This is a genomic window from Coriobacteriaceae bacterium (genome assembly GCA_025993015.1).
Lineage (GTDB): Bacteria > Actinomycetota > Coriobacteriia > Coriobacteriales > Coriobacteriaceae > Collinsella.
Window position 1 is genome coordinate 262,320 of record DAJPFV010000001.1, and the last position, 22,821, is coordinate 285,140.

Annotated in this window: 23 protein-coding genes; 4 read left to right on the forward strand and 19 right to left on the reverse strand. The window is 57.6% G+C overall.

Annotated features, from left to right (window positions below):
* Complete coding sequence (locus tag OIL77_01150; protein ID HJI44034.1) at window positions 1–1,185, reverse strand: MFS transporter; 1,185 nt, start codon at window positions 1,183–1,185, stop codon at window positions 1–3.
* Window positions 1,163–1,444, reverse strand: coding sequence for a DUF2087 domain-containing protein (locus OIL77_01155; protein HJI44035.1), 282 nt, complete (start codon window positions 1,442–1,444; stop codon window positions 1,163–1,165). Before OIL77_01155 ends, OIL77_01150 begins: the two co-directional genes overlap by 23 nt.
* Before the next feature lie 493 nt (window positions 1,445–1,937).
* On the opposite strand from OIL77_01155, the gene OIL77_01160 reads away from it, so the two are divergent.
* The gene (locus OIL77_01160) at window positions 1,938–2,891 is read left to right on the forward strand and encodes a hypothetical protein (GenBank protein HJI44036.1); all 954 of its coding nucleotides are present in this window, start codon (window positions 1,938–1,940) and stop codon (window positions 2,889–2,891) included.
* A gap of 138 nt (window positions 2,892–3,029) precedes the next feature.
* Window positions 3,030–4,331: a hypothetical protein gene (locus OIL77_01165; protein HJI44037.1), complete on the forward strand. Its 1,302-nt coding sequence runs from the start codon at window positions 3,030–3,032 to the stop codon at window positions 4,329–4,331.
* Window positions 4,332–4,391: 60 nt separating this feature from the next.
* Here OIL77_01165 and ettA read toward each other — a convergent pair whose 3' ends face one another.
* The 3 genes from ettA to OIL77_01180 form a co-directional block, all read right to left on the reverse strand.
* Window positions 4,392–6,071: an energy-dependent translational throttle protein EttA gene (ettA, locus tag OIL77_01170; GenBank protein HJI44038.1), complete on the reverse strand. Its 1,680-nt coding sequence runs from the start codon at window positions 6,069–6,071 to the stop codon at window positions 4,392–4,394.
* Window positions 6,072–6,247: 176 nt separating this feature from the next.
* Window positions 6,248–6,952 (reverse strand): SdpI family protein, encoded by a 705-nt coding sequence (locus OIL77_01175; protein ID HJI44039.1) that lies wholly within the window; start codon window positions 6,950–6,952, stop codon window positions 6,248–6,250.
* The gene (locus tag OIL77_01180) at window positions 6,945–7,223 is read right to left on the reverse strand and encodes an autorepressor SdpR family transcription factor (protein HJI44040.1); all 279 of its coding nucleotides are present in this window, start codon (window positions 7,221–7,223) and stop codon (window positions 6,945–6,947) included. Before OIL77_01180 ends, OIL77_01175 begins: the two co-directional genes overlap by 8 nt.
* 463 nt (window positions 7,224–7,686) lie before the next feature.
* Here OIL77_01180 and OIL77_01185 point away from each other — a divergent pair, with 463 nt between their 5' ends.
* Window positions 7,687–8,484: a tRNA threonylcarbamoyladenosine dehydratase gene (locus OIL77_01185; protein HJI44041.1), complete on the forward strand. Its 798-nt coding sequence runs from the start codon at window positions 7,687–7,689 to the stop codon at window positions 8,482–8,484.
* Window positions 8,485–8,498: 14 nt separating this feature from the next.
* Window positions 8,499–9,281 (forward strand): TatD family hydrolase, encoded by a 783-nt coding sequence (locus tag OIL77_01190; protein ID HJI44042.1) that lies wholly within the window; start codon window positions 8,499–8,501, stop codon window positions 9,279–9,281.
* A 301-nt stretch (window positions 9,282–9,582) separates the two neighbouring features.
* Here OIL77_01190 and OIL77_01195 read toward each other — a convergent pair whose 3' ends face one another.
* The 14 genes from OIL77_01195 to OIL77_01260 all read right to left on the reverse strand — a co-directional run bounded on the left by OIL77_01195 (window position 9,583) and on the right by OIL77_01260 (window position 22,605).
* Window positions 9,583–10,482, reverse strand: coding sequence for an FGGY-family carbohydrate kinase (locus OIL77_01195; protein HJI44043.1), 900 nt, complete (start codon window positions 10,480–10,482; stop codon window positions 9,583–9,585).
* 45 nt (window positions 10,483–10,527) lie between these two features.
* Window positions 10,528–11,109 carry an FGGY family carbohydrate kinase gene (locus OIL77_01200; GenBank protein HJI44044.1) on the reverse strand — a complete coding sequence of 194 codons (582 nt, stop codon included), beginning with the start codon at window positions 11,107–11,109 and terminating at the stop codon, window positions 10,528–10,530.
* Entirely contained in the window at window positions 11,106–11,915 is an 810-nt protein-coding gene (locus OIL77_01205) for a BtpA/SgcQ family protein (GenBank protein HJI44045.1), read from the reverse strand. The genes OIL77_01200 and OIL77_01205 overlap by 4 nt, the downstream gene beginning before the upstream one ends.
* 41 nt (window positions 11,916–11,956) lie before the next feature.
* Window positions 11,957–12,394, reverse strand: coding sequence for a secondary thiamine-phosphate synthase enzyme YjbQ (locus OIL77_01210; GenBank protein ID HJI44046.1), 438 nt, complete (start codon window positions 12,392–12,394; stop codon window positions 11,957–11,959).
* Complete coding sequence (locus tag OIL77_01215; protein ID HJI44047.1) at window positions 12,387–13,247, reverse strand: amidohydrolase family protein; 861 nt, start codon at window positions 13,245–13,247, stop codon at window positions 12,387–12,389. The genes OIL77_01210 and OIL77_01215 overlap by 8 nt, the downstream gene beginning before the upstream one ends.
* A 27-nt stretch (window positions 13,248–13,274) precedes the next feature.
* Complete coding sequence (gene frlD / locus OIL77_01220; protein HJI44048.1) at window positions 13,275–14,075, reverse strand: fructoselysine 6-kinase; 801 nt, start codon at window positions 14,073–14,075, stop codon at window positions 13,275–13,277.
* A 118-nt stretch (window positions 14,076–14,193) separates the two neighbouring features.
* A complete protein-coding gene (locus tag OIL77_01225; protein HJI44049.1) occupies window positions 14,194–15,057 on the reverse strand; it encodes a PfkB family carbohydrate kinase in 864 nt (287 codons plus the stop codon).
* A gap of 14 nt (window positions 15,058–15,071) precedes the next feature.
* Window positions 15,072–16,040, reverse strand: coding sequence for an SIS domain-containing protein (locus OIL77_01230; GenBank protein ID HJI44050.1), 969 nt, complete (start codon window positions 16,038–16,040; stop codon window positions 15,072–15,074).
* 66 nt (window positions 16,041–16,106) lie between these two features.
* Window positions 16,107–16,958, reverse strand: coding sequence for a sugar phosphate isomerase/epimerase (locus tag OIL77_01235; protein HJI44051.1), 852 nt, complete (start codon window positions 16,956–16,958; stop codon window positions 16,107–16,109).
* 1 nt (window position 16,959) lies between these two features.
* On the reverse strand, window positions 16,960–18,543 hold the full coding sequence (locus OIL77_01240; GenBank protein ID HJI44052.1) for an amidohydrolase family protein: 1,584 nt from the start codon (window positions 18,541–18,543) through the stop codon (window positions 16,960–16,962).
* A gap of 10 nt (window positions 18,544–18,553) precedes the next feature.
* Window positions 18,554–20,017 carry a YfcC family protein gene (locus tag OIL77_01245; protein HJI44053.1) on the reverse strand — a complete coding sequence of 488 codons (1,464 nt, stop codon included), beginning with the start codon at window positions 20,015–20,017 and terminating at the stop codon, window positions 18,554–18,556.
* Between the two features lie 220 nt (window positions 20,018–20,237).
* The gene (locus OIL77_01250) at window positions 20,238–20,981 is read right to left on the reverse strand and encodes a GntR family transcriptional regulator (GenBank protein ID HJI44054.1); all 744 of its coding nucleotides are present in this window, start codon (window positions 20,979–20,981) and stop codon (window positions 20,238–20,240) included.
* A 58-nt stretch (window positions 20,982–21,039) separates the two neighbouring features.
* The gene (locus OIL77_01255) at window positions 21,040–21,747 is read right to left on the reverse strand and encodes an HAD family phosphatase (protein ID HJI44055.1); all 708 of its coding nucleotides are present in this window, start codon (window positions 21,745–21,747) and stop codon (window positions 21,040–21,042) included.
* Window positions 21,748–21,762: 15 nt separating this feature from the next.
* The gene (locus tag OIL77_01260) at window positions 21,763–22,605 is read right to left on the reverse strand and encodes a Cof-type HAD-IIB family hydrolase (protein ID HJI44056.1); all 843 of its coding nucleotides are present in this window, start codon (window positions 22,603–22,605) and stop codon (window positions 21,763–21,765) included.
* Window positions 22,606–22,821 lie beyond the last annotated feature (216 nt).

The following is a 22,821-nucleotide window of genomic DNA, read 5'->3' on the forward strand; positions in this document are numbered from 1 at the left end:
TCACATCTTTCGCAAATAATTCAATTGAAACACAACTACCATCATAATTGAAAATACACCAAGTCCTGTAACGAGAATTGAGAACATCGCGATGCTCGTGAACAGCGAAACAAGGAGTGTTGAAATAACAACAGCAACCGATTGCAAAGACTCCCTAATTGAAAACAGGCTCATCGATTCAGATCCGTCTCTCGCCAAATCCTGCAGCGATGTTATGAGAAGCACATCTTGAATGGCGTTTCCGGCACCGACGATAAAAAGGAAAATAAACGATATCCCAGACGCATAGCGATAGCCAAACGCCAGATACGCACCGAGCGCAAGATACGTCACAAAACAATATGATTTAACGCAATCGGAACCACTGATTAAACGACCGTATATTGTATTTCCGAACAACAGTCCGATTGTAAGACTACTCTGAAGGAATCCGTATTGTATCGATGACGAGTCAAATTGCAATTGCGCTATAGCTGGCAAAAGAGAATTCAGAGAGCCGAATGCCACGCCACTAGAAATATCGATTAATAGGAAACCAATTGCCAAGTGCTTCGCGTTAAGATCACTAAATGCAGTCCAGTTTTTTTCATTTTTGCTTATCCCCTCTTTATCATTAACCTCGATAACCGACGGAACATCTCGCAGCAACCAGAACGACGCGGCAAAAGAAAGCGCGTCTAATGCAAGAACAGCCTCCGCCCCAAATTGAGCGACAACAAAACCGCCGGCAACTGGCCCCAGAACCATCATCAAATTCTGCAGAAACCCAAACGAATTATTAATTACGTCGCGATTGATACTATTCGTATTGGCTCTTAACAACGAGTAAAAGCAGGGCATTTCAACCGTTCGGCAAAGCGATACCGCGCACGTAATAGCAAACATACTCCATTTACTATCAACAAAAATATAGCAAACGGATAATCCCGCGCGAATTAAGTCTGCCAATCTCATGGCCTGCAGTGTCCCGATACCCATCTTCTGAGGCAGCTGCGCGAGCGCAACTGAAAACAGAGCGGGGGCAAATCTGCAGCAGACCATCAAAGCAGTTGCAGAAACATCGTGAGTTACCTCGTAAATCAGCATTGGCAAAGCAATATTCGCACACCAATTGCCTATTTCGCTTATCCCTCTAGCAATATATAGGACCCGAACCGGACGGCTAGCTCTCAATACCGTGAACATCAGGATTAACCTCGTATTTCAGGCCTCGCTCATCCCTTAATAGGAATCCATAATCAACCAAGTACCGCCTCAACACGGCATAATCAGGATAGAGCTGTGACAGCACACGATTAACCTGAAGCTCCGTATAACTTGTATTTAATTCAAAGAAAGAGACGGCCCATAGCAGCATGATTCTTTTATAGCTTTCCTTTTTTGGAATTGAAACCAGCTCGCCATTCTTGAGAAATCGTTTTTTAAAGTCTATTAGCTCATCCATTCACATCCTCCATTTCATACGCATCTAATACTAAAAATGCATACGCTTTAGGTCATCGTATTCGGCTTCTTTATTCGAACTAAACTCGAACTAATCTAAATTATTTGCTCAAACACTCTTCGAAAGCTCGTTTTTCACTCTGAGTAAAATGCCCTTCCCAGTCAGTCCACGAACAGGAAGGCAACTCACAGCGAGCGGAGTCGAAGCCCTCTACCGTCGGTCGTTCAAAATGCACGATAACCTTTTCGATATCCCCATCTGTTATCAGGTCAGAATGAACGACCTCGGTACCGTCTTCGAATGTCATATACGGGTACATCACGTAAACCACCTCGCAATCGTTAATCCAGTTTAGCATCAAGCTATTGCACCAAAGACAGCAAGCCCCCTTGATGAGTTGATGGTATCTGTTAAATGTCACGTACGATTCACATCTGGTGGGTACCCTGATGGCTACACGAAACGAAGCAGATTTACACCGGGAGGACCCCGTATGACAACCAAGTACACCGACGCGCCGCGCACACGTGTCATGACGCCGGCATCGCTCAACAACGGCGTTCACGAAAACCATTCCATCGGCCAGACCATGGCCATCGCGCCCAAAAAGGGCCTGTTTGACGACATTTCCATTCCCCAGATCATCGCCGGCGCCGCAGCTGCCGCTACGAGCGTCGCGCTTGCCTCCAAGATCGGTATCGCCGGATCGGTGATCGGTGCCGCTGTGAGCTCGGTCATCACCGTTGTGTCCTCGCAGGTCTACCGCCACTTTATCTCTGCCAGCGCCGAAGCCATCAAAGGTACGCACGCCACCGTCGACTACCCCGCCGGCGCCTATGAACCCGTTGAATTAAATGCCGAGGAGCACTTAGGCGGCGCCGCGACTACCCAGGAGATGCGCCAGATTGCAGGGCGCGCGACCACGGCGCGCGTCGCCCCCGACAGCCTGCGCGCCAAGGCGGCGGCAGAGCGCAGCCAGACGCAAAAGAAGGTCATCATCTTCTCGATCGCCATCGCCATCGTCGCGGTCATCGCCTGCGCCGGCGCCATCCTTATCACCACCGCCGGTGACGGTCTGGGCGAGCGTCCCGAGCCGATTCTGTCGTCACGCACGACCGAGCACGACGCGGACAGCACTGGTCAATCGCAAAGCCAGCAGGACGACTCGCAGGGCACCTCCGCATCCACCGACTCGTCCTCGAACACCCCCGATCAGTCGCAGGGCGCCGATTCTTCTGTGAACAACAACGGTACGCAATCCGGCACAACCGACTCAAGCCAAACGACTGACGGCTCTCAACCGAGCACGGGCGACCAGACGAGCGACACCACGTCGGGAACGGGCTCAGCAGACAGCAGCAACACCAGCAACTCGAACAGCTCGAGTGGAACCGCGTCCGGCACGGCATCTGACAGCTCGAGCCAAGGCACGGCATCGGGCAACTAAGCACGTTTGCCCCTCATAGATAATCGACCTGTATAACGGGCGCGAACCGGCAACGGTCGCGCCCGTTTGCCTTGGGCGCCGAGGTAGCAAGCCCCGCGCGATGGTAAGATGCTTTGGTGTGTAAAGAGGAGATTTGCCATGAGCAAGACAATAGTTAAGCCCACGCTATCGCTGGGCAACCACATCTATCTGTATCGTCTGCTGCGTGATGCGATTGGGTGCGGCAAGCAAACGTTTATGACGCAGGTCGAGGAGGCGCTCGCTGCTGGTGACATGGCCGCTTATGACCTGGGCTTCGAGTCCACGCGCGAGCTGCTCGAGGAGCTCGACGACTGCATAAGGCTGACCGTCTTTAAGGGCGGTCGCCTGTATGCCACGCTCATCGCCAACGAGGCCTGGGATGCCGCCCTTGCCAAGGGCGAGGACAAGCCCAAGGCTGCCAAGGGTGCCAAGCAGTCCTACAAAAAGAAAAAGCGCGGCGAGAAGGACCTCAAGGCCGTGCGCCCCAAGCACGTTAAGCGCGCCGGGCCCGAGCCCGTGGCCGAAGTCGCTCCGGAGCCCGAGCCCGAGGCAGAGATCGAAGTCGCTATTGAGGTAACGGCAGAAGCCGACACCGAAATCACCGCCACGACCGATCCCGAAGTCATATCCGAGCAGGAAGCCACTGCGGAGCTCAACGAAGCTCCCAAGTCGACAACCGAAGAAGCCGCTGACCAGCCCGAAACGCCTGCGTTCCAAAACAGCGATGTCTTTGGCGACGAGACCGAGGACGATCAGCCCGACGAGCCCGACGATCAAGGCGCTACCGAGTCGGCGCCGGAGCCCGAGACGCCGCAGCCCGCCATCTCGCTCACGGTCGTCTATGACCCCGAGAACGCAAACGCCGGCATCACCACCATGGCATCCACGCCCATCGAGGCAAAGTCGAGCGTCGAGAATCAGAGCGCTCCGCAAGTCGAGTTCGACACCGCGACCGCAGACGCACCTGCCATCGTCGAACCCGCAGATTCCGCGGCGATGCCGAAAGCGGACACCGAATCAGTACTCGGCGCCGAACCCGCGCCCGTCATCGAGGTGACGCCCGTCAATGAGCAGGCCTTCGCACCGACGATGGTACCGGCCCCCGCACCCGTAGCGCCCGCCATCCCCGAGGACTTCCCCGTCGATTTCGCAACCGAGGTCTTCTGCCCCGGCCCGCTTCTGCACCAGCTGTCAACCTATCTCCCCTACGGCGCCGACACGCTCGGCATCGTCGGCGAGTACTACTGGATCGCCCGCGAGCGCGGTACCATCGAGGCCGCGCGAAACCGCGCAAGCTTCCCTCTGCGCTACACGCAAGCCGGCGAGCGCCACGAAGTCACCGTGCGCATCCGCCGCAACACCACCGGCGGTCTCGGCGCCACCTGGACCATCGACAAGGTCGAAGAATCCGCCGAATAGTAAAAGGGACGATAACCCTCAAGGTTATCGTCCCTTTTTCGTTAGGTCACCTGAACTCGACTAATCTCGCGTCAGCTTGCGGTGAATACGATGCGGCTGGGCTGCGTCCTCGCCCAGGCGCTCGATACGGTTGGCCTGATAGGCCTCGAAGTTGCCCTCGAACCAATACCAGTTGCCCGGGTTCTCGTCGGTGCCCTCCCACGCCAGAATGTGCGTGGCGACGCGGTCCAAGAACATACGGTCGTGGCTAATGACCACCGAGCAGCCCGGGAACTCGAGTAGCGCCGCTTCGAGCGAGGACAGCGTCTCGACATCGAGGTCGTTCGTGGGCTCGTCGAGGAGCAGCAGATTGCCGCCCTGCTTGAGCGTGAGCGCCAGGTTCAGACGGTTGCGCTCGCCACCGGAGAGTACACCAGCGCGCTTCTGCTGGTCCTGGCCCTTAAAGCCAAAGCTCGCCACATAAGCACGGCTCGGAACCTCGGTCTCGCCGACCATCATGTGGTCCAGGCCGTCCGAGACGACCTCCCACAGGTTCTTATCGGGGTCGATGCCGGAACGGTTCTGATCGACATAGGAGATCTTGACGGTCTCGCCCACCTCGAGCTCGCCCGAAGTCAGCGGCTCCAGGCCCACGATAGTCTTGAACAGCGTGGTCTTGCCCACACCGTTGGGGCCGATGACGCCCACGATGCCGTTGCGCGGCAGGGTGAACGAAAGGTCGTCAATGAGCACGCGGCCATCGAACTCCTTGTGCAGATGATGGGCCTCGAGCACCTTGTTGCCCAGACGCGGGCCCACGGGGATGCGGATGTCAGTCCAGTCGAGCTTCTGGCTTGCGCGCGCCTCAGCCTCCATCTCCTCGTAGCGGGCCAGACGGGCCTTGTTCTTGGCCTGACGGGCCTTGGGCGAGCTGCGCACCCACTCGAGCTCGGCCTCCATGCGCTTGGCGAGCTTGGCGTCGCGGTTGCCCTGTGCCTCGATACGGGCGGCCTTGGTCTCCAGATACGTGGAGTAGTTGCCCTTGTAGGGATAAAGGTGACCGCGGTCGACCTCGCAGATCCACTCGGCAACGTTATCCAGGAAGTAGCGATCGTGTGTGACGGCAAGCACCGCGCCCTGGTAGTTGTGCAGGAAGTGCTCGAGCCACAGGATCGACTCGGCGTCCAGGTGGTTCGTGGGCTCGTCGAGCAGCAGCAGGTCGGGAGCCTCGAGCAGCAGCTTGCACAGGGCCACGCGACGACGCTCGCCGCCGGAAAGCACGTTGACCGGCATGTCGGAATCGGGCAGCTGCAGCGCGTCCATGGCCTGGCCGAGCTTGGAATCGATATCCCAGCCGTCGGCGGCGTCGATCTCGTCCTGGAGCTTGCCCATCTCGGCCATGAGTGCGTCCATGTCGCAATCCGGGTCGCACATCTCCTCGCCGATCTTGTTGAAGCGATCGACCTTGGCGATCATGTCGCCAAACGCCATGCGCACGTTCTCGATGACGGTCTTGTCGTCGTCGAGCGGCGGCTCCTGCTGCAGGATGCCCACGGTGTAGCCGGGGGTGAGCCTGGCATCGCCATTGGAGACCTCCTCGATACCGGCCATGATCTTGAGCAGGGTCGACTTACCCATGCCGTTGGGGCCCACGACGCCGATCTTGGCACCGGGGTAGAAGCTCAGGGTCACGTCGTCAAGGATTACCTTGTCGCCATGGGCCTTGCGAGCCTGATACATGCTATAGATAAACTCCGCCACAGTCATTTCTCCTTATCTAGCTGCGGAACGTCATCTGACCTGTCCTTCTGGAAAAGGCAGAGAAATAGGTCCGCGCGTTCTAATAAAAAGGGGCATGGTTGCCCACACCCCTAATACTACCTGGGAAAAGTCCCCCGGAACATACTATGAACTGCGTACGCTAGTTTTCCGCAACCTTAGCGAACGGCTCGCTGCGATTTACGCCACAGCAGATACGAGTAGACGTAGACGGCTCCGACCGAACCAAACGCCAGAACCGCAATCACCGCGGCGACGACTTCATTCGAAAGCACCGCACCTGCCACGCCCATCACAATCAGGCCAACACCCAGCACCATAAAGCAGGCACCGCCAAAGCGCTGCGTACGGCGCCAGTTCTCGGAATCGGCAAGTGCCCAGGGCGTCTTGATACCGAGCGTATAGTTCTGCTTCACACGCGGCAAGTAGTTGCCTACGCCGATGAACAGCAAACCGACAACACCGGAAATCAGCACGTTAACCGAACCGACCGCCGGCACCACGCCCCAGACCGTAAGCTCTCCCAGCCAGCTTATGGCGCACATGAACAAGGTGAAGGCGATTACGAAGCCCTGATAGAACTTGCCCGAGGTTCGATATGCCTCACCTTTGGGATCGATGCGCGGCACCACGCAGAACATTGCGAGAAGCGCCAGCGGCAACGCGCCGAGCGCCGATGCCATCCAGCTAGGACCCCAACCGTCGACGGCGCCGCTCGCTCCCCAGTGCGTGGGAATCTGCGCAGGCAAGCTCGGCATCACCATGAGGTGCGCTACGACATTGGCGACGCACAGAGCGATCAGCGCAATCCACACACGCCGCGATACCCCCGTGGCGTGAATACCCTTGTTTTCGTTATTCATCCTTATCACCTTCCGTGTTTGTAAAGCCCATAAACCAACCGATCAAGTCCTGCATGACGGTGGTGTTTAAGCTGTATACGATGTTTTGGCCATGGCGCTCGTCGGTCACCAACCCGGCGTTTTTGAGCGTCGCCAAGTGATGGCTCAATGACGGCTTGCTAATGTCAAAATGCCCGGCAAGCTCCCCGGCCGTACAATTGCCCTCGCGCAGCAGTTCCAAAATGCGCCGCCGCGTAGGATCGGCCAGCGCTTTAAAACCCTCTCCCGGCATAGGACCTCCTCTCAGTATTTCGCTCGACGCGCACACTATACTCGATATTTAGATGTTTGTCTAACTATCTAATTCAGCAATAGCCATAGAACACTCGTTCGCTTTTAGTTACAATACCGTTAGAAGCAGATGGGCCAGCTCCCCTCTACCAGAGAAGGAGATGGACTATGAGTATTGACGATGTCCTGACGTTGTTATTGCTTGTAATCGCGGCTGTGGAGCTCGGCATCCACATTGGAGGTCGAATGAAATAGCCGCCCCCGCGTAATGCGAAGACGGCCACTTCTCACGCCATAAACGTGTTTCGGAGTTGGCCAACCCGCGGCCACGGGTGCCATCTGCTTCAATCTTATGCGAATCCCCGCTTCATTTCAACATGCCCCAAGGCCTCAAATGGAGGCAGAATAATACCTATAATGGCGATAGCCAATTACGTTAATTACTTCCCCATCGGAGGATATCTATGACCGAAACCGCAGCCGCCGCTCCCGTCGAGACGCGCGACACCAAGCTCGAGATCATCATGGGGCGCGAGGCGCTCGACAAGCTCGCCGACGCCACGGTGTTGGTGCTCGGCTGCGGCGGCGTGGGCTCTAACTGCTGCGAAGCGCTCGCCCGCGGCGGCATCGGCCATTTCGTAATTCTGGATAAAGACATCATTGCGCCCAGCAATATCAACCGTCAGGCCATCGCGTTTCACAGCACCATCGGCAAGCGTAAAGTCGACGTCATGGAGGCCATGATCCATGACATCAACCCTGCCGCCACCGTCATCAAGCGCACCGAATACCTGCTGAGCGACAACATCGACGAATTCTTCGCGAGCGTTCTGGAGCAGACAGGTGGCACGCTCGACTACGTTATCGACGCCATCGATACCATCTCGGCCAAGCTCACCGTCGCCAAGTATGCTCAGGACCACGACATTCGCCTGGTGAGCTCCATGGGCGGCGGCAACAAGCTGCATCCCGAATGCCTGCGCTTCGCCGATATCTTTGACACGGTGCGCGACCCCATGAGCCGTATCATGCGCAAAGAGTGCAAAAAACGTGGCATCAAGAGCCTGCACGTTCTATTTAGCTGCGAGGAGTCGGTCAAGACTCAGCGCCGTGACCCCTCCAACATCCACGAGCGCACCGAGCTCGGAACCGCCAGCTTTATGCCGCCCATCATGGGCCAGATGATTGCCGGCGAGGTTATTCGCAAGATCAGTGGACGCGGTACCGAGCGCGTTCGCGCCGACGGCCAGCGCCTGGACTAGCAAGGCACACCGCGATGAAGCTGCAGTCCTTTGATGCTCACTGTCACCTCGACCTGATGGCCAGCCCGAACACCGTTGCCCACGAAGCCGCAGCGATGGGACTGGAGCTCTTTGATTGCGGCGTCGATCCACGCGATTTCGCGTCAGCATCCGAACGCGCCAGCAGTAGTCCCAACGTTATTGCAGGGGTGGGCCTCCACCCCTGGTGGATTGCCGACGGCCGATGCGGAACCGCCGAGGTCGGCCTGCTTTGTGAACTCGCCATCCGGGAACGGTTTATCGGCGAGGTCGGGCTCGATTTCTCGCCACGCTTTGCAGGCACCGAGGGAAACCAGACGCAGGCATTTGAACGGCTATGCCGAACGTTATCGCAGTCCCCGCTACCTGGACGCGTTCTATCCATTCACGCCGTTCGCGCGGCGGGAGCAACTTTGGACACTTTGGAGTCGAACGACCTTCTTAAGGACGTCCCCAACTCCCCCACCATTATCTTCCACTGGTTTAGCGGCACCTCAGATGAGTTTGTCCGCGCACGCATTGCGGGCTGCTACTTTTCCGTGAATGAACGCATGCTTGCGACCAAACGTGGGCGCGAATACGCGCGACAGATTCCACTTGATCGCTTGCTACTCGAAACCGACGCGCCGGCCGAACCAGACGCGGAAACATCCGCGCGACAGCTCGTCGATTCACTCATAAGAGTATCCGAGGTCATTGCTGCGCTTAAAAACTGCCCCGAGGAGAGCATCAAGTCGGTCGTCCTGGAAAATTCCCACTCCATTTTCGACTTCCGCTGACCTCGGTGGGCAAAAAATGCCAAATATGAGTACTGTTGTAAAACTGGTCACATTATTTTGCACCAAAACAACGACCTGATAATGTACAACTGTTCATTATCAGGTCGTTTTAGCATACCCAGGGACATATTAGACGGCTTTAAGTTGTCCGCAGACACTCAACTTGGACCTCAAGAGCCAAATTTTGCTGCTACTAAATTTGTGACAGTACTCATATTTGGCATTTTTTGCCCACGACCCTCAAGGGACATGCGAATCGCACAACGCAGCCCCCATAAGAGCGTGGGGCAATTCGGCGGCGCTATACTAGCTCGTGCATAAGGTCGCAATTTCGCGCATATAGCTCATCAAAGATACGGCGGCGCGATGCGTACAGCTCATGAGCGTCCATATCAGGCTCGATCGTTTGCGCGACCCCAAGAACCCGGGCAAGCTCACCCCATGATGAATAGGCGCCGCCAGCAAGTGCCGCCATAAGAGCATCGCCAAAACATGCGCCCACCGTAACCTTCGCAACCGAGACCTCACGACCGCAGACATCGGCAATCGCCTGCATCCATACCGGATTCTTAGTTCCGCCGCCCACGAGCATGATGCGCTCGATGGGAAGCCCGTGCTCGCGCTCGATGATGTCGACATGAGCCGCAACAGTGTAGGCGATCCCTTCCAAAGCCGCGCGGACCATATGGCCCCGGGTATGCCTTTCGGTCAGACCGAAGAACACGCCACGCGCCTCGGGATCGTTGAGCGGGGTGCGCTCGCCCGCAAAGTATGGAAGACACAGCAGGCCATCTGCTCCAGGACCTACCTGCCCGGCATCGTGCGCCATGACCTCATAGGCATCGGGGCCGCCGGAGTGTTCGGCATCCATGACATCGCGGTACAACTCGCGTCGCAACCACGCCGTCAACGCACCTGCTGTATTGGTCCCGGCGCAGATGCCGTAGGTTCCGGGGATGATGAATGTCCCTGGCCATAGACGAGCGTCATCGACCATATGGTCCGCCAAATAGATAAAGTAGGCCGTGCTCCCGAGTTGCACCATCATGTCCCCGGGGCAGAACACTCCAGTAGAAATCGCCTCGGCGCCCGAATCGCCTGTTCCGACAAGCACCGGCGTATCCCTCGCAAGACCGGTTTCAACCGCCGCCCGATCCGTGATTACGCCGGCGATATCGGTCGCCGCCATGACTTCGGCCATCTGGTCGGGACGGCAGAACCGCGCGCACCCGCGCTCATTAACCTGCTACGTCTCACGATCGTATAAGGGAAGGAAATCCTCGGCAAGGTAACGGTCGATCGTAAACCTGCCGGTAAGCTTGGCGCATAGATAGGACGAAGCCGTAAGAAACTTCGCCGCCCGCTCATGGACCTCGGGCATATTCTCCTTAAACCAAAGGACCTTAGGGGCGATATCCGACGAACACGGATCGTGTCCAAAGAGCTGGCGAGCGCGATCGGGACCATATTCGGAAAGAAGCTCGTCAATCTGCGGCTTCGAGCGAGCATCGACCCCGTAGAGAATTGCCGGAGCCAAGGCGTGGCAATCTTCATCGACCGGCACGCAATCACAGCCCAAAGCCGACAACCCTACGCAGCGGATCTGGTTCGCCTCGATGCCCGCGCGCTCGATAAGCTCGCGAGACAGCCGGCAAAAATCACCCCACCAAATCGCTTCTGCATCGTGCTGATACCAACCATCCTGAGGGTTCTCGGTCTCATGTTGACAAGATGCCTGCGCCACAATTTGACACTCCGCATCTATTAACACACCCTTGGACGCACTCGTTCCAATGTCGATGCCAAGATAGTACGGTATGCCGCTCACTCCCCTCTCGCGGCACGGGCGGCAGCCATGAACCGCGCGACCCGTTCGGCTTCGGCAGGGGCGTCGAGCTTGCCGTCTCGCTTGAGGCAGGTACCGACAAACGCGCCATCATAATGCGAAAACACGTCTGCAACGGTATTCTCGCGACATCCCGTTCCACATACCACCGGCACATCGCCAACACGGACGCGCACCTCGTCGGCAAGCTCGCCCGAAGCGCCGCGCCCGGCAGCAGACCCGCCAATAACAAGGGCGTCGGGTAGGCAGTTGAATACCAGCGAATCGGCAATATCGGGAGTCGATCGGTCGTTAAGGTACACCTCGCCCTCGCTTGTGATGAAATGGAACATCTTTAGGTCATCCAGACGCAGGGCGGCACGGCGGCGCATGGTGTGCGCAAAGTCACGATTGATCAGGCCAAGATCGCCAGCCCAGGCACCGCAGAAATTGCAGCGTGTAAACTGCGCCTCAACGGCGGCGCACAGCTCGATCGTGGCATCGCCGTCATAAATAGCCTCTGCACCCCAAGGGGTCGAGAAATCTGCGGCAAGAGCTCCGATGACATGCCCCATAGCGGCAAGGGTCACTGCCGACACATGCTGCTCGTAGGGCATCGATAGCTCATTGGTGATCAGAATGCCGTCCACGCCACCCGACTGCAGCGCTTCGAGATCGCGCTTGGCGGCATCGATCACGCGCGAAACGCTGCCGCCCGGATAATACAGAGGATCGCCAGGCAGCGGCTGCAGATGCAGCATGCCAATTACCGGTTTCTCGGTCCCAAACATCGAAGCCATAACCGACATGGTCAATCTCCTTTAGCTCGCCGACTCACAGACATCAACTGCTACTCGCCCAGCACCTCAACGAACACTTTTCGCTTCTGAGGTCCATCGAACTCCGCAAGGTAGATGTTCTGGGCCCCGCCACATACAATGTGGCCGTCTTGAACGGGGAAGAAGCAGCTATTGCCGCAAATCATGCTCTTGATATGACCACAGGAGTTATTGCCCGTGGCACCATAGCTCGGCAAGAAATGAGAATGCGCATAGGGGGCATTGGGCGGGGCAATGCGATCGAGCGTCTCCATGAGATCGGTCTCCACGCACGGAAGCCCCTCGTTCACCACGATGCCGCAAGTCGTATGCGACAAAATAATCGCTGCCAGTCCATCGGTCACCGCACTACGCTCGATGGCGGCATGCACATCTTCTGTGATATCGATGAACTGGTCGGGCGCCGTCGATAGATAGCTCAATGTCTCGAGTGTCACCATGTCACTCATCACCTTTCAGAAAACGCAGCGCCGTACCGGAATACAGATTCTCCCGCGCCTCATCGCGCATGGGCACAGTATCAAGCGCCCGCTTGAGCTTGAAGGCGCGGAAGCGTGGCGTATTGCTGGCAAACATCACCTGATGAGACAGGGCACGCTCATACCACAGCGGTCCCATATCGACGGTGAAGAGCCGCTGCATCATTTCTTCGGGCGAATCGATATAGGTAATAGAGGCATCCGTATAGCAATTGGGATACTTGAGCAGCATCGCCACGGTCTCGCGCACCCAGGGCCAGCCAAAGTGCGTCAGGTTAAAGCGCACATCCGGATGCGTTGCGATGGTGTGCTCAAACGCAAGCGGGTGGCTTCGCGAAAGCTCCGCACCCGGCTCCCAGGACATACCGGCATGGAAAACCACCGGCTTGTTGTAGCGCTCACAGAGCTTGTAGAGCGGCTCGGCCACGGCATCATCGGGCGCAAAACCTTGCTTTGCCGGATGCAGGCAGAGCCCCTTGGCCCCCAGCTCGGTAAAGGCACGCTCCAGCTCATCGGCGGCGCCACTCACTTGCGGGTCCACGCTCGCGAATCCCCATAGGCGATCGGGGTGCGCGGCAACAAGCGCGGCAACCTGGTCGTTGGTGCCAAAGTGCCCGCCGCACGCCGTGGTCACATCGAGCGGCATGAGCACGCTTTTCCGCACATCGCAGACATCCATTTCGGCCACGAGCTCATCCCAGTCCATGGGGCCCATGTGCCCCATGCCAAACTCACGCTCCCAAAAACCAAAGCCGTCTGGCTCGTCGCCTGGCGTATAGATCTCGCCGTAGAGCATGGGCTGGACCAGCATATCGATTACCATCTTGCACTCCTTTCCAGGCTTTTATTCCTAGTACGGTTCGAACGACCCAATGACTCGGGACGAAAGCTCGGCACCGGCATGCATGCACGCCGGCACGTCAAGCCCATCCAGTACACCCTTGGTGAATCCGGCGATATACGAGTCGCCGGCGCCCACGGTATTGACAACCTTCTCGGCCGGCACGATCCCACATTCATAGAAGCGCTCACCGTCATAGGCGATGCTTCCCTTCTCGCCAAGTGTGGCGACTGCCACGCGCGGGCCCAGCTCCTGCACATGGCGCACCCAGTCGCGCAGCTCCGCGCTATCCTCCTCAAACGACATAAAGGCATAGTCAACGTAAGGAAAATGGTTCTCACAGGCGTATTCGGGATCTTGACTGAACACCGAAAAGTCCATGACGACGGTCTTGCCTGCCTCGTGCCATTCGGGCAGCAGGTCTAAGCAGTTTCCAAACAGGTCGGTATGGATGACATCGTGCTCCAGGATAAATGCCCGGTCATCATCGTTTGGTCGGTACGTTTCCATGACACCGTCAATCGCTTCGAGATGCACGCGGTCGACGCCGTCCTTCAACGCCATGAGCATCACCGAGGTATCGCCGTCCTCCACGCGAAGATGCGAGATGTCGAACCCCTCGGCAGCCAGCGCCTCGCGCATTTTGTCTCCGTACTCGTCCTTTCCGACGACCGACACCGCAGATACCGATATGCCCATTCGCGCCAGGTGGATACCCCAGTCGATGCCATTGCCAGTCGGATAGAACACGCCGATGTTTTGGTACACGTCCGCACAGCAAAAGCCAGCTGCACATGCTTTGATATTCATAGTCTTCTCCAGCAATCAAAAAGGGGCCCACCCAAGGCGAGCCCCTATCCGAATTCCGATGTAATCTAGCGTCAGTCAGCCAAGGCTTCAGCCCCAAGCCTCCCGGCGCTTTCTCAGGCTACTCGGCGATCGGAGCTCCGTGGCCCCAAGAGCCCTCCATGCCGCACACGGTCGAGGCAAAACCTGCCGCAAAATCGAGCGCACGCTCAATGGCCTCAGGTCCGTCCTCGCCGCGCTTGGCGGAATCGAGATAGCACATCATGAATGAAGTCAGGAACGAGTCACCGGCTCCCATGGTGTCCTTCATGTCCGTTACAGGCTTTGCCAGCTGGCGATAGTAGCGCTCGCCGTCATAGGCGATGCAGCCCTCGGCGCCCGCCGTTGCGGACACAAAGCGCGGGCCCAAATTCTTAACCCAAGCGAGGCGCTCACGAATCTCATCCTCACTTGCAGCGTCGGCAGCGCTAAAGAAGGCGAAGTCGACAAACGGGGCAATCTGCTCATAGTATTCATCGGTGGAATCGTCCGAGAAGTCAAACGATACGGTGATGCCCGCAGCCTTCAGCTTGGGAAGCTCGCGCTCGGTAAAGCAGTAGTTGCCCGAGTGGACTACGTCGAACTGCTTCATGTATGCCAGGTCAAAGCGATCGAGCACATAGCGCGCATCGCCACGGATACCGCCCTCGTTGGAGCCGAGGAAAACACGGTCGCCCTCGATAACCGTCACACGCGCCGCGCCGTTCTCGCCAATGAGCTGCTCGCACTTAGCGAGCTCGATACCCTCGTCCTCGAGACTTGCAATCACATGCTCGGCAGCGGCGTCGTTACCAAAGATGCCCATGTACGCGGAGCGCGCGGCACCGCACTTCTTGGCGTAAACGGCAAAATTCACCGCATTGCCGCCGGGATACATGGTATGGATATGCTCATAGCGATCGACGACGTTGTCACCGAACCCGAGCGCGTTAACGTTAAAAGACATGGTATCTATCCTTCCTAGTACTCAACAACGCCCATGTAGCGGCGGAAGTCGGGGTCGTGATCGAACACCTTGCCGCGCGCTGCACGCAGCTCGCAGTTCATAGCGTAGAACAGCACCGGATCCAGATAGGCACGAACGCTCGCCGGCACGGCCTCCATACCGTACTCCTTGGCATCAAGCACCATCAGCGTGTCGGTATGGGTCTCGAGGAACGCCAGGGCGCGCTCGTCCATAGGACGGCACTCGCTCGAGCCCATCTGCAAGAAGTAGAAGACGCCATCCTGGGTAGCCTCAAAGGGGCCATGGAAGTACTCGGCGGAGTGGATATAGCTGCAGTGCTGCCACTGCATCTCCATCAGCGAGCAGATAGCGAAGCCGTACGTCTGGCTAAAGTTGGGACCGCTGCCCAGGATATAGAAGAACTCATGCTCCTGGCAAAGCTTGGCGAAGCGATCGCCCAGCTCGGCATTTACCTTTTCGCGTGCGGGAGGCAGAATCTTATCCATTTCGGCAATACCGGCATACATGTCGGCGAGATCGGCGTAGCCCTCCTGCTGGTCGAGCAGCTCGGCCGCGAGCGACAGCGAGATACCGGCAGGAACTTCGGCCTGCGGAACGCCCTCGCCCCACGGGTACACCCAGGTGACCCACTTGCCATTATCGATCTTGGAACCGGCGTTATCGGTCTGCGCGATCACCGTCGCGCCCGCGGCAAGGGCAATCTCGCAGCCCTCGACGACCTCGGGGGTATTGCCGCTGTGACTGCAGGCAATGACCAGAGACTTCTCGCCCAGGCGACGGGGACGCATGATGTCGAACTCACGGGCCGTATAGATATACGAGGTGAACGTCGTCGCCTCGCGCTGCAAGAGCTCATGGGCCGGAATCAGATCGATCATGGAGCCACCGCAGGCGATCCAGTAGGCGCTGTCGAACTTGCCCTTCTCGGCAATTGCTTCCTTAATCAGATCATGTGCGTTCATGTTTAGTTCCTTTCCAGCTTGGCCGGCCATGCAGGACGTGTCTTGCATGGCCGAGCAAAATCTTATCTAGTCAATCAGATACTTCTCGAAGGCGGCCATGTTCTTGGCATCTGCCGCCGCCGGATCATCGAAGTAGCGACCGTCCGTGATTTCCTGGCCCAACATGCCATCGAAACCATGGGCGTTGAGCGTGGCGACGAAGGCATCCATATCGTGCTTGCCGTCACCCCAGACCAGATGGCCATAGGGATCGCCGTCGATAAAGTGCATCTCGTGGATCGCACCGTCGCCAAATGCGGCAAACCAGTCCTCGAGCGACTCACCCGCAACGCCCATTGCGGTCGTATCGACCATAGGCTGCAGGTACGGACTCGCGACCTCATCAATCATGCGCTTAGCATCGGCGACGGTCGTCACAAGGTTGCTCTCCTCGGGACGCAGGCTCTCCATCGTTAGCACCAGACCGTGCTCGCCGGCATACTCCGCCAAGATGGATAGGTGCTCGCGACTGCGCTTCCACGCCTCTTCGCGATCCTCGTCCCAGTCACCCCAACCCGAGTTTACGGACATGCGGTCGCATCCCAGCACCTCGGCAAGCTCGATGCCATGCTTGAAGTACGCCAGGCTCCGCTGCTCATGGAGCGGCTTACGAGCGCAATACTGCCATGGGTAGACCACGTTCTCGGGACAGAGCGTCCGATAGCGCAGACCACGGTCGGCGGCCTTTTTCGCCAGAACCTCGGCCTCAAAATACCCAGTGTGATCGAGCGTCACATGGGGCTCGGCGCACCACAGCTCGATGGACTCAAAGCCCAGGCGCTGTTGCGTATCCAAAAAATAGTCGAGCGACCACATGATGTAGTGGATGTTCATGCCCGCGATCTGCTCGCGACGCAGCGTCGGTTTGGTTTCAGACATGCTAAACCTCCTTATTTCGGTCGAACACGATACGTCCGTCCGACATGGTCATATCAACAGCAAGGTCACAAGCATCATGGTAGTCAAGGCCAAACACATCGCGATCGAGCACACAGATGTCGGCAAGCTTACCGGCCTCGAGCGTCCCCAGCTCATCCTCGCGCATGAGGTCATATGCGCCCCCTGCCGTCCACGCACGAAGGAGCTCGGCAATCGTCAGCGTATTGCCCTCATTCACGGACAAACCGTCGGCAAAGAAACCGCCGCATGCGCTAAATACTGATTCGCCCAAGCTCGGAATCAAGAGCGGGAGGTCGGTGCCACAGCACACCGTGCACCCCGCGTCTTCCATACCGCGACGGTTCCAGCTGTGCAGCAGTCGGACCTCGCCGATCTGCCGACGCATCATCGACAGGCAGTCCTCGCGTTTATCGAGCGTGAGGATCTGGGGGTAGACCTCGCAGATTCCGCCCAGCTTGCCAAACAGGGCAAGGTCTTCCGGATCAGAGTTCTCGAGGTCGGTAATCGCATGGCGTCGAAGCATGACTCCGTGTTCATCTCGCGGCAGCGAAGCATACAGCGCAACGGTGTGGCGAACGGCGCCGTCACCCTGACAATGAAGCGAGTAACGGAAGCCCTCGGCATCAATCGCGCGCAGCTCGTCCTCAATCAAACCCCACTCGGGCTCCTCGACAACCGTCTTGCCGGCAGCCCCTGCATCGGCCGTCTCCTCATAAGGATCGATCATCTCGGCAAGTCCTGCCCACACGCCACGATCGGTCATACGGTTGAAGCCCGAGAAACGAACAAACGGTCCCTGGAAGCGATCGCGCGCCGCACGAGCATAGGACAGATTCGCCCCGGCGCCCACCGGCTGCGACATCATGGAGACGCGAACCGTCAGCTCGCCAGATTCCTCACGACGCGCCATCTCGTCGGCAAATCCGTAATAGTCGTCGAAGGCCATCTCTTTGATAGCCGTGACACCGCGAGCGTTCAGCATCGCCATGTAATCAGAATACCCGGCGCGTACCTCGGGAAGCGCCAGGAAGTCCCGCATCATACGCCAGGTCTTCTCGGCGTAGCAGGCCTCGGGCGTAAAACCATAGCGCTCGCTGGCGGCGGCGTTGAGAACGCACGTCTCGGCACCCGGAGTAAAGCAAACAACAGGAACGTCTCCGAAGGCGTCGTCGAGCGCTGCCGCCGTTTTTTCATTCTCGGCGCCTTCGGCGAGCGATGCGGGAAGGTCGTGCCCAAAGGCGGCGGCACAATCGAGATGGGCATCCTTCCACAAACGCAGAAGCGCTACCACTTCGTCGACGTCAGAGGCTTCGGATAAGTCGGCTCCCAAGCTCCGCAACGCCCAGCCCGTATAGAACGTATGCACATCGACCAAGCCAGGCATGACCGTTCTGTCGCCACAATCGATCACCTCATCTGCCTGGGCGAGAAACGAGTCTGCCTCGCCAGCGCTACCGACGGCTTCAATCCGATTGCCGCGTACCGCGACAAAACCTTCAAACGGCTGGTCTTCCGTACCGGTGAAGACGCTCTTGGACGTCAGCACCGTCAAACGATCGGACATCGCGACCTCCTTACGCCGGAAGCATGCCGGAGATGGCGGTAATGACCAAGCCAAACACGACCATGAAGATGAAGAACTTCCAGATGGTCTTCCACCATTGGCCAAACGAGATCTTTGCCACGGCAAGGCCCGCCACCGTCATACCTGCCACGGGGCTAATGGTGTTAATGGTCTGGTTGGCAAACTGCAGCGCCGTTACGGCGGCTTCGGGGTTGAGGCCCATAAGCTCGGTCAAAGGACCCATGACAGGCATGGTAAGCGCGGCCAGGCCGGAGCTCGAAGGAACCAGGAAGGACAGGAGACCAAGGACAACGTACATGAACGTGGTGTACACGGCGGCAGGGGCTCCAGCAAGCAGAGTGGCAAGTGCCTGAAGGATGGTGTCGATAATCATGCCGCCCTCGGCGATGACCAGAATGCCGCGAGCGATACCGATAACGACGGCTGCGTAGGCAAAGTCGGCAAGACCCTTAACGAACTCATCGGCAATGGTCTGCTGGTCAAGACCGCCCAGGATACCGGCGAGCAGCCCCATGCCAAGGAACACGGCAGAGATCTCGTTCATATACCAGCCCTGCGTAACAAGACCCCACACGATAAGCGCCATACCACCGGCAAAATCAATCAGCACGAGCTTCTGGCGAGTGGTGAACTCTTCCTCGATGGAAGCATCGGTCACGGAGAACTCAATGCGCTTGAGTTTGTCGTCCTCGAACGTAACGGACGACTTGGGGTTCTTCTTGACGCGCATGGCATAACGCATGGCCCATGCGATGCCGGCGGCGGTGAAAATAACCCATGCAACGGCACGCAACCACAGCTGCGGGTTGCCCTCGATGCCAATGATGCCCTGCGCGATCAAAACGTTGAACGGGTCAATCGTCGAGGCGCAGTAGCCCAAGTTGGGACCGAGGAAGCAGATGATAAATGCCGTCATGGAGTCATATCCGATGCCCATCATGATGGGGATGAAGATGGCATAGAACGGCAGGGCTTCCTCAGACATGCCAAACGTGGTGCCGCAAATGGACAACAGCGTCATGGTAATAGGAATGATGAGGATGTCTTTGTTTTTGAGCTTTTTAATCACGCGGCTCATACCGGCGTTAAGCGCGTTGGTCTTGGTGATGATCGCGAACGAGCCGCCGATCAGCAAGACGAACGCAACGACGTCGGCGGCCTCTTGAATACCCTTAGTAGGCGCCTGCAGGACCGCAAAGATATCTTGGCCCAGGTTAACGGTCTCGCCGGCCTCGGAATCGGTATAGTTCTTATCGACCTGTTCATAGGTTCCGGCAACGGCGACTTCGCGCTCGCCTGCCGCAGTCGAGATCGTCTTGCGCTGGTATTGGCCAGAAGGAACGACCCAGGTTAAAACTGCAAAAACCACGATCAGCAAGAACATGATCGTATAGACGTGCGGTAATTTGAATTTGAAACGTCTGTTTGTCTTCTTCGCCTTCGTATCTGACATAGATACCTCCAAAGAACCCGAGGCCTTATCGTGTCTCGCTTTAACGTTCGCGCAATGCAAACGTCCTATGACGTTCTATAGATTATCAGCGTGTTTTTAGCACTTCAAGGATATTTCGGACAGATTACGAGGACTCGGGTGAACGGTCGTTCAACGGCGGCGAACGGCAAAAACGCCCGGCAGGCAATTTAGCCTGCCGGGCGTTCTCTTGATCAACGTCCTAAATATCAAAAACGTAGCGCGATCCTACAATCCGCTGTCGGCCGATGATAAACGGCCGCTGCTGCTCGTCATAGAAATATGCCTCCATATAAAACAGAGGCTCTCCCGTGGGAACGGACAGCAGCCGGGCGACTTCGGGTGACGCACACGCGATCTCAAGCGTGCACGGCTCGGTGCGAGCAGGCCCGCGACCCGTCTGTTCGCGCACGACCTCGAAAATTGATTGATCGGTAAGGTCCGCCTTCGCCAAAAAGGCGTTGTCTTCATAAACGTACGTGTTGTTCTCGAGCATCACGGGGATGCCATCGGCGGTGCGCACGCGTTCGATGCAGATCAGCTCCGACCCAGCGGGAACGCCAAAAAACTGCGCTTCGGTAGCATCGGCCGGCAACACTTTTCTTGAGACAATACGCGCCCCGGGCTCCATCTCGTTGACGCGGCAGGCGTCCGAAAAACTCTGAACGTCGTCCTTCTGGCGGATTTTACGCTTGAGCTTGGGGGCGTTTACAAACGTGCCCCTCCCCTGCTGCTTGGTTAGGTAGCCCTGCTGCACGAGCTCCTCAATGGCCCGCCGAACGGTAACGCGACCAACTTTGTAGCTTTCGGCCAATTCGAATTCATTCGGTATCCGAGCGCCCGCCTTATAGGTACCAGAATTGATGTCATTTTTGATGATATCGATAACCTGTTGATATAGCGGGATTGCCGCTTTTCCGTCGGTCAACCCTTCAGTCGATGGCATTTGCCCTCCCCTAGCAAATATGGAATCAATAATCGGTGCGGATTACGCATCGCCAGTCCTACGCAAGCTCCAGCAGCTCCGGCAGCTGGTCGATGATCTTGTCAGCGGCATCCTGGCTAAAGCCGAAGCGCTCCTCGCGCTTGGCGATCACCGTCAGACCCGCTCGCTTGCCGGCAGTGATGCCAGGGACGGAGTCCTCGACGCAGCAGCAACGGTCCGCAGGCAATCCCAGCAGATCCAGCGCATGCAGGTAAATATCGGGTTCGGGCTTGCTCTCCTTAAACTGCTCGCCGCTCACCACGTACTCAAAGGCATCCGACAGGCCGCACGCATCGAGCACTTCCTCGATGCTGTCCATGGGAGACGAACTGGCCAGCGCCACGCGAACGCCGCGACGCGGGAGCTCGCGAATCGTCTCCACGGCGCCCGGATTGATCAAGGTCTGATAATCGCGCGGGCGTTTATGCGCCCACTCATCCCAGCGGGCCAGCGCCTCCTCGCCGGTAAAGTGTCCCTTTCCGGCGCGCTCAAACCAATCGACCAGCATATGCAAGAAGAACTGGTGCGAGGTACCAACCTGCCCGTTCAACTCCTCTTGGGTCAGGTTCAGCCCAAGCTCTTTGGCAAACGCAGCGGTCTCCCCCAGGTAATAATACTCGGTATCGACGATGACACCGTCCATGTCAAAGATAACGGCGTCGAACGGAAATGCGGACACGGCACCCTCCCTAACAAAAAGGCGCCCGCAAGCGGACGCCCGAACCATGCACTATCGGCGATTCTAACCCAGCAGCCTATCGAGTGCCACCGCGATGCCGTCTTCGTTGTTATCGGCGGTCACCATCTGGGCCACGGCCTTGACCTCATCGACGGCGTTGCCCATGGCGACACCGGTGCCGGCCCACTCGATCATGGACTTATCGTTCTGACCGTCGCCAAACGAAACGACCTCACTGGCATCGATACCCAGCTTGGGCAGAGCGCCCTGCAGCGCGCGGGCCTTATCGATACCGGGCGCCGTAAACTCAAAGTACCAATCGGCCGTGAACATGCCCGAAAGCGTCTCGGTAAAGGGCGCGTACATCTCCTCGTGATGCGCCTGCAGATAGGCCGGATCGCCCGCGGTGAGCAGTTTGTCTACGGGGTAAGCATCCGCGACTTCATGAAGGCTCTCGACCTCGCGAATCTTAAGATCGCACGCGTCGCGCTCATACTTGACGATATTCTTCTGCGAGCCGTCAGGCAGCGTGATCATGCAAAGGTACGAGTCCACGACATGCAGGTCGCGACCGAGCGAGATCATGGGAATCACGTCAAAGTTGCGCAGGTGGTCGAGCAGACGGTGCAGCTCGTCGACCGGCATAGCCTGGTCAAACAGCACCTCGTCGGTCTGAGCATCGACCACGTGCGCACCATTAAAAGCCACCAGCAGGCCATCGTGGTTCTGAAGATCGAGCTCCTGCGCCAGAGCATGAAGCCCCCATGCGGGACGGCCCGAAGCCAAGATGAGCTTGATGCCCGACTCCTGCGCCGCGAGCAGCTTCTCGCGCGTGCGCGGGCTGATCACCTTCTGGTCGTTGGTGAGCGTACCGTCGATATCCATTGCAATGGCCTTGATTGCCATATATGCCTCCCTGCGTTGAGTTTGTCGCGCACCATCATATCCGAGCCGAGCATCCCCCGAAGAACATTTTTGAAAAAGATACTTGCCAAATCGCTGGAGCCTGATTAAGTTAAAGACGACCGCTCCGGTGGTCACGAATTGATCGAGCATATTCAGTTTCAGTTTTCAGCGTGTAAGAGAAAGAAGATCGGCATATGAACATTAAGCATCTTTTAT

What these genes read in the sequence shown, in the direction of transcription:
- OIL77_01150 (HJI44034.1), bottom strand. Translation starts at nt 1,185, where the DNA reads ATGTTCACGGTATTGAGAGCTAGCCGTCCGGTTCGGGTCCTATATATT.
- OIL77_01155 (HJI44035.1), bottom strand. Translation starts at nt 1,444, where the DNA reads ATGGATGAGCTAATAGACTTTAAAAAACGATTTCTCAAGAATGGCGAG.
- OIL77_01160 (HJI44036.1), top strand. Translation starts at nt 1,938, where the DNA reads ATGACAACCAAGTACACCGACGCGCCGCGCACACGTGTCATGACGCCG.
- OIL77_01165 (HJI44037.1), top strand. Translation starts at nt 3,030, where the DNA reads ATGAGCAAGACAATAGTTAAGCCCACGCTATCGCTGGGCAACCACATC.
- OIL77_01175 (HJI44039.1), bottom strand. Translation starts at nt 6,952, where the DNA reads ATGAATAACGAAAACAAGGGTATTCACGCCACGGGGGTATCGCGGCGT.
- OIL77_01180 (HJI44040.1), bottom strand. Translation starts at nt 7,223, where the DNA reads ATGCCGGGAGAGGGTTTTAAAGCGCTGGCCGATCCTACGCGGCGGCGC.
- OIL77_01185 (HJI44041.1), top strand. Translation starts at nt 7,687, where the DNA reads ATGACCGAAACCGCAGCCGCCGCTCCCGTCGAGACGCGCGACACCAAG.
- OIL77_01190 (HJI44042.1), top strand. Translation starts at nt 8,499, where the DNA reads ATGAAGCTGCAGTCCTTTGATGCTCACTGTCACCTCGACCTGATGGCC.
- OIL77_01195 (HJI44043.1), bottom strand. Translation starts at nt 10,482, where the DNA reads ATGGCCGAAGTCATGGCGGCGACCGATATCGCCGGCGTAATCACGGAT.
- OIL77_01205 (HJI44045.1), bottom strand. Translation starts at nt 11,915, where the DNA reads ATGTCGGTTATGGCTTCGATGTTTGGGACCGAGAAACCGGTAATTGGC.
- OIL77_01210 (HJI44046.1), bottom strand. Translation starts at nt 12,394, where the DNA reads ATGAGTGACATGGTGACACTCGAGACATTGAGCTATCTATCGACGGCG.
- OIL77_01215 (HJI44047.1), bottom strand. Translation starts at nt 13,247, where the DNA reads ATGGTAATCGATATGCTGGTCCAGCCCATGCTCTACGGCGAGATCTAT.
- frlD (HJI44048.1), bottom strand. Translation starts at nt 14,075, where the DNA reads ATGAATATCAAAGCATGTGCAGCTGGCTTTTGCTGTGCGGACGTGTAC.
- OIL77_01225 (HJI44049.1), bottom strand. Translation starts at nt 15,057, where the DNA reads ATGTCTTTTAACGTTAACGCGCTCGGGTTCGGTGACAACGTCGTCGAT.
- OIL77_01230 (HJI44050.1), bottom strand. Translation starts at nt 16,040, where the DNA reads ATGAACGCACATGATCTGATTAAGGAAGCAATTGCCGAGAAGGGCAAG.
- OIL77_01235 (HJI44051.1), bottom strand. Translation starts at nt 16,958, where the DNA reads ATGTCTGAAACCAAACCGACGCTGCGTCGCGAGCAGATCGCGGGCATG.
- OIL77_01240 (HJI44052.1), bottom strand. Translation starts at nt 18,543, where the DNA reads ATGTCCGATCGTTTGACGGTGCTGACGTCCAAGAGCGTCTTCACCGGT.
- OIL77_01245 (HJI44053.1), bottom strand. Translation starts at nt 20,017, where the DNA reads ATGTCAGATACGAAGGCGAAGAAGACAAACAGACGTTTCAAATTCAAA.
- OIL77_01250 (HJI44054.1), bottom strand. Translation starts at nt 20,981, where the DNA reads ATGCCATCGACTGAAGGGTTGACCGACGGAAAAGCGGCAATCCCGCTA.
- OIL77_01255 (HJI44055.1), bottom strand. Translation starts at nt 21,747, where the DNA reads ATGGTTCGGGCGTCCGCTTGCGGGCGCCTTTTTGTTAGGGAGGGTGCC.
- OIL77_01260 (HJI44056.1), bottom strand. Translation starts at nt 22,605, where the DNA reads ATGGCAATCAAGGCCATTGCAATGGATATCGACGGTACGCTCACCAAC.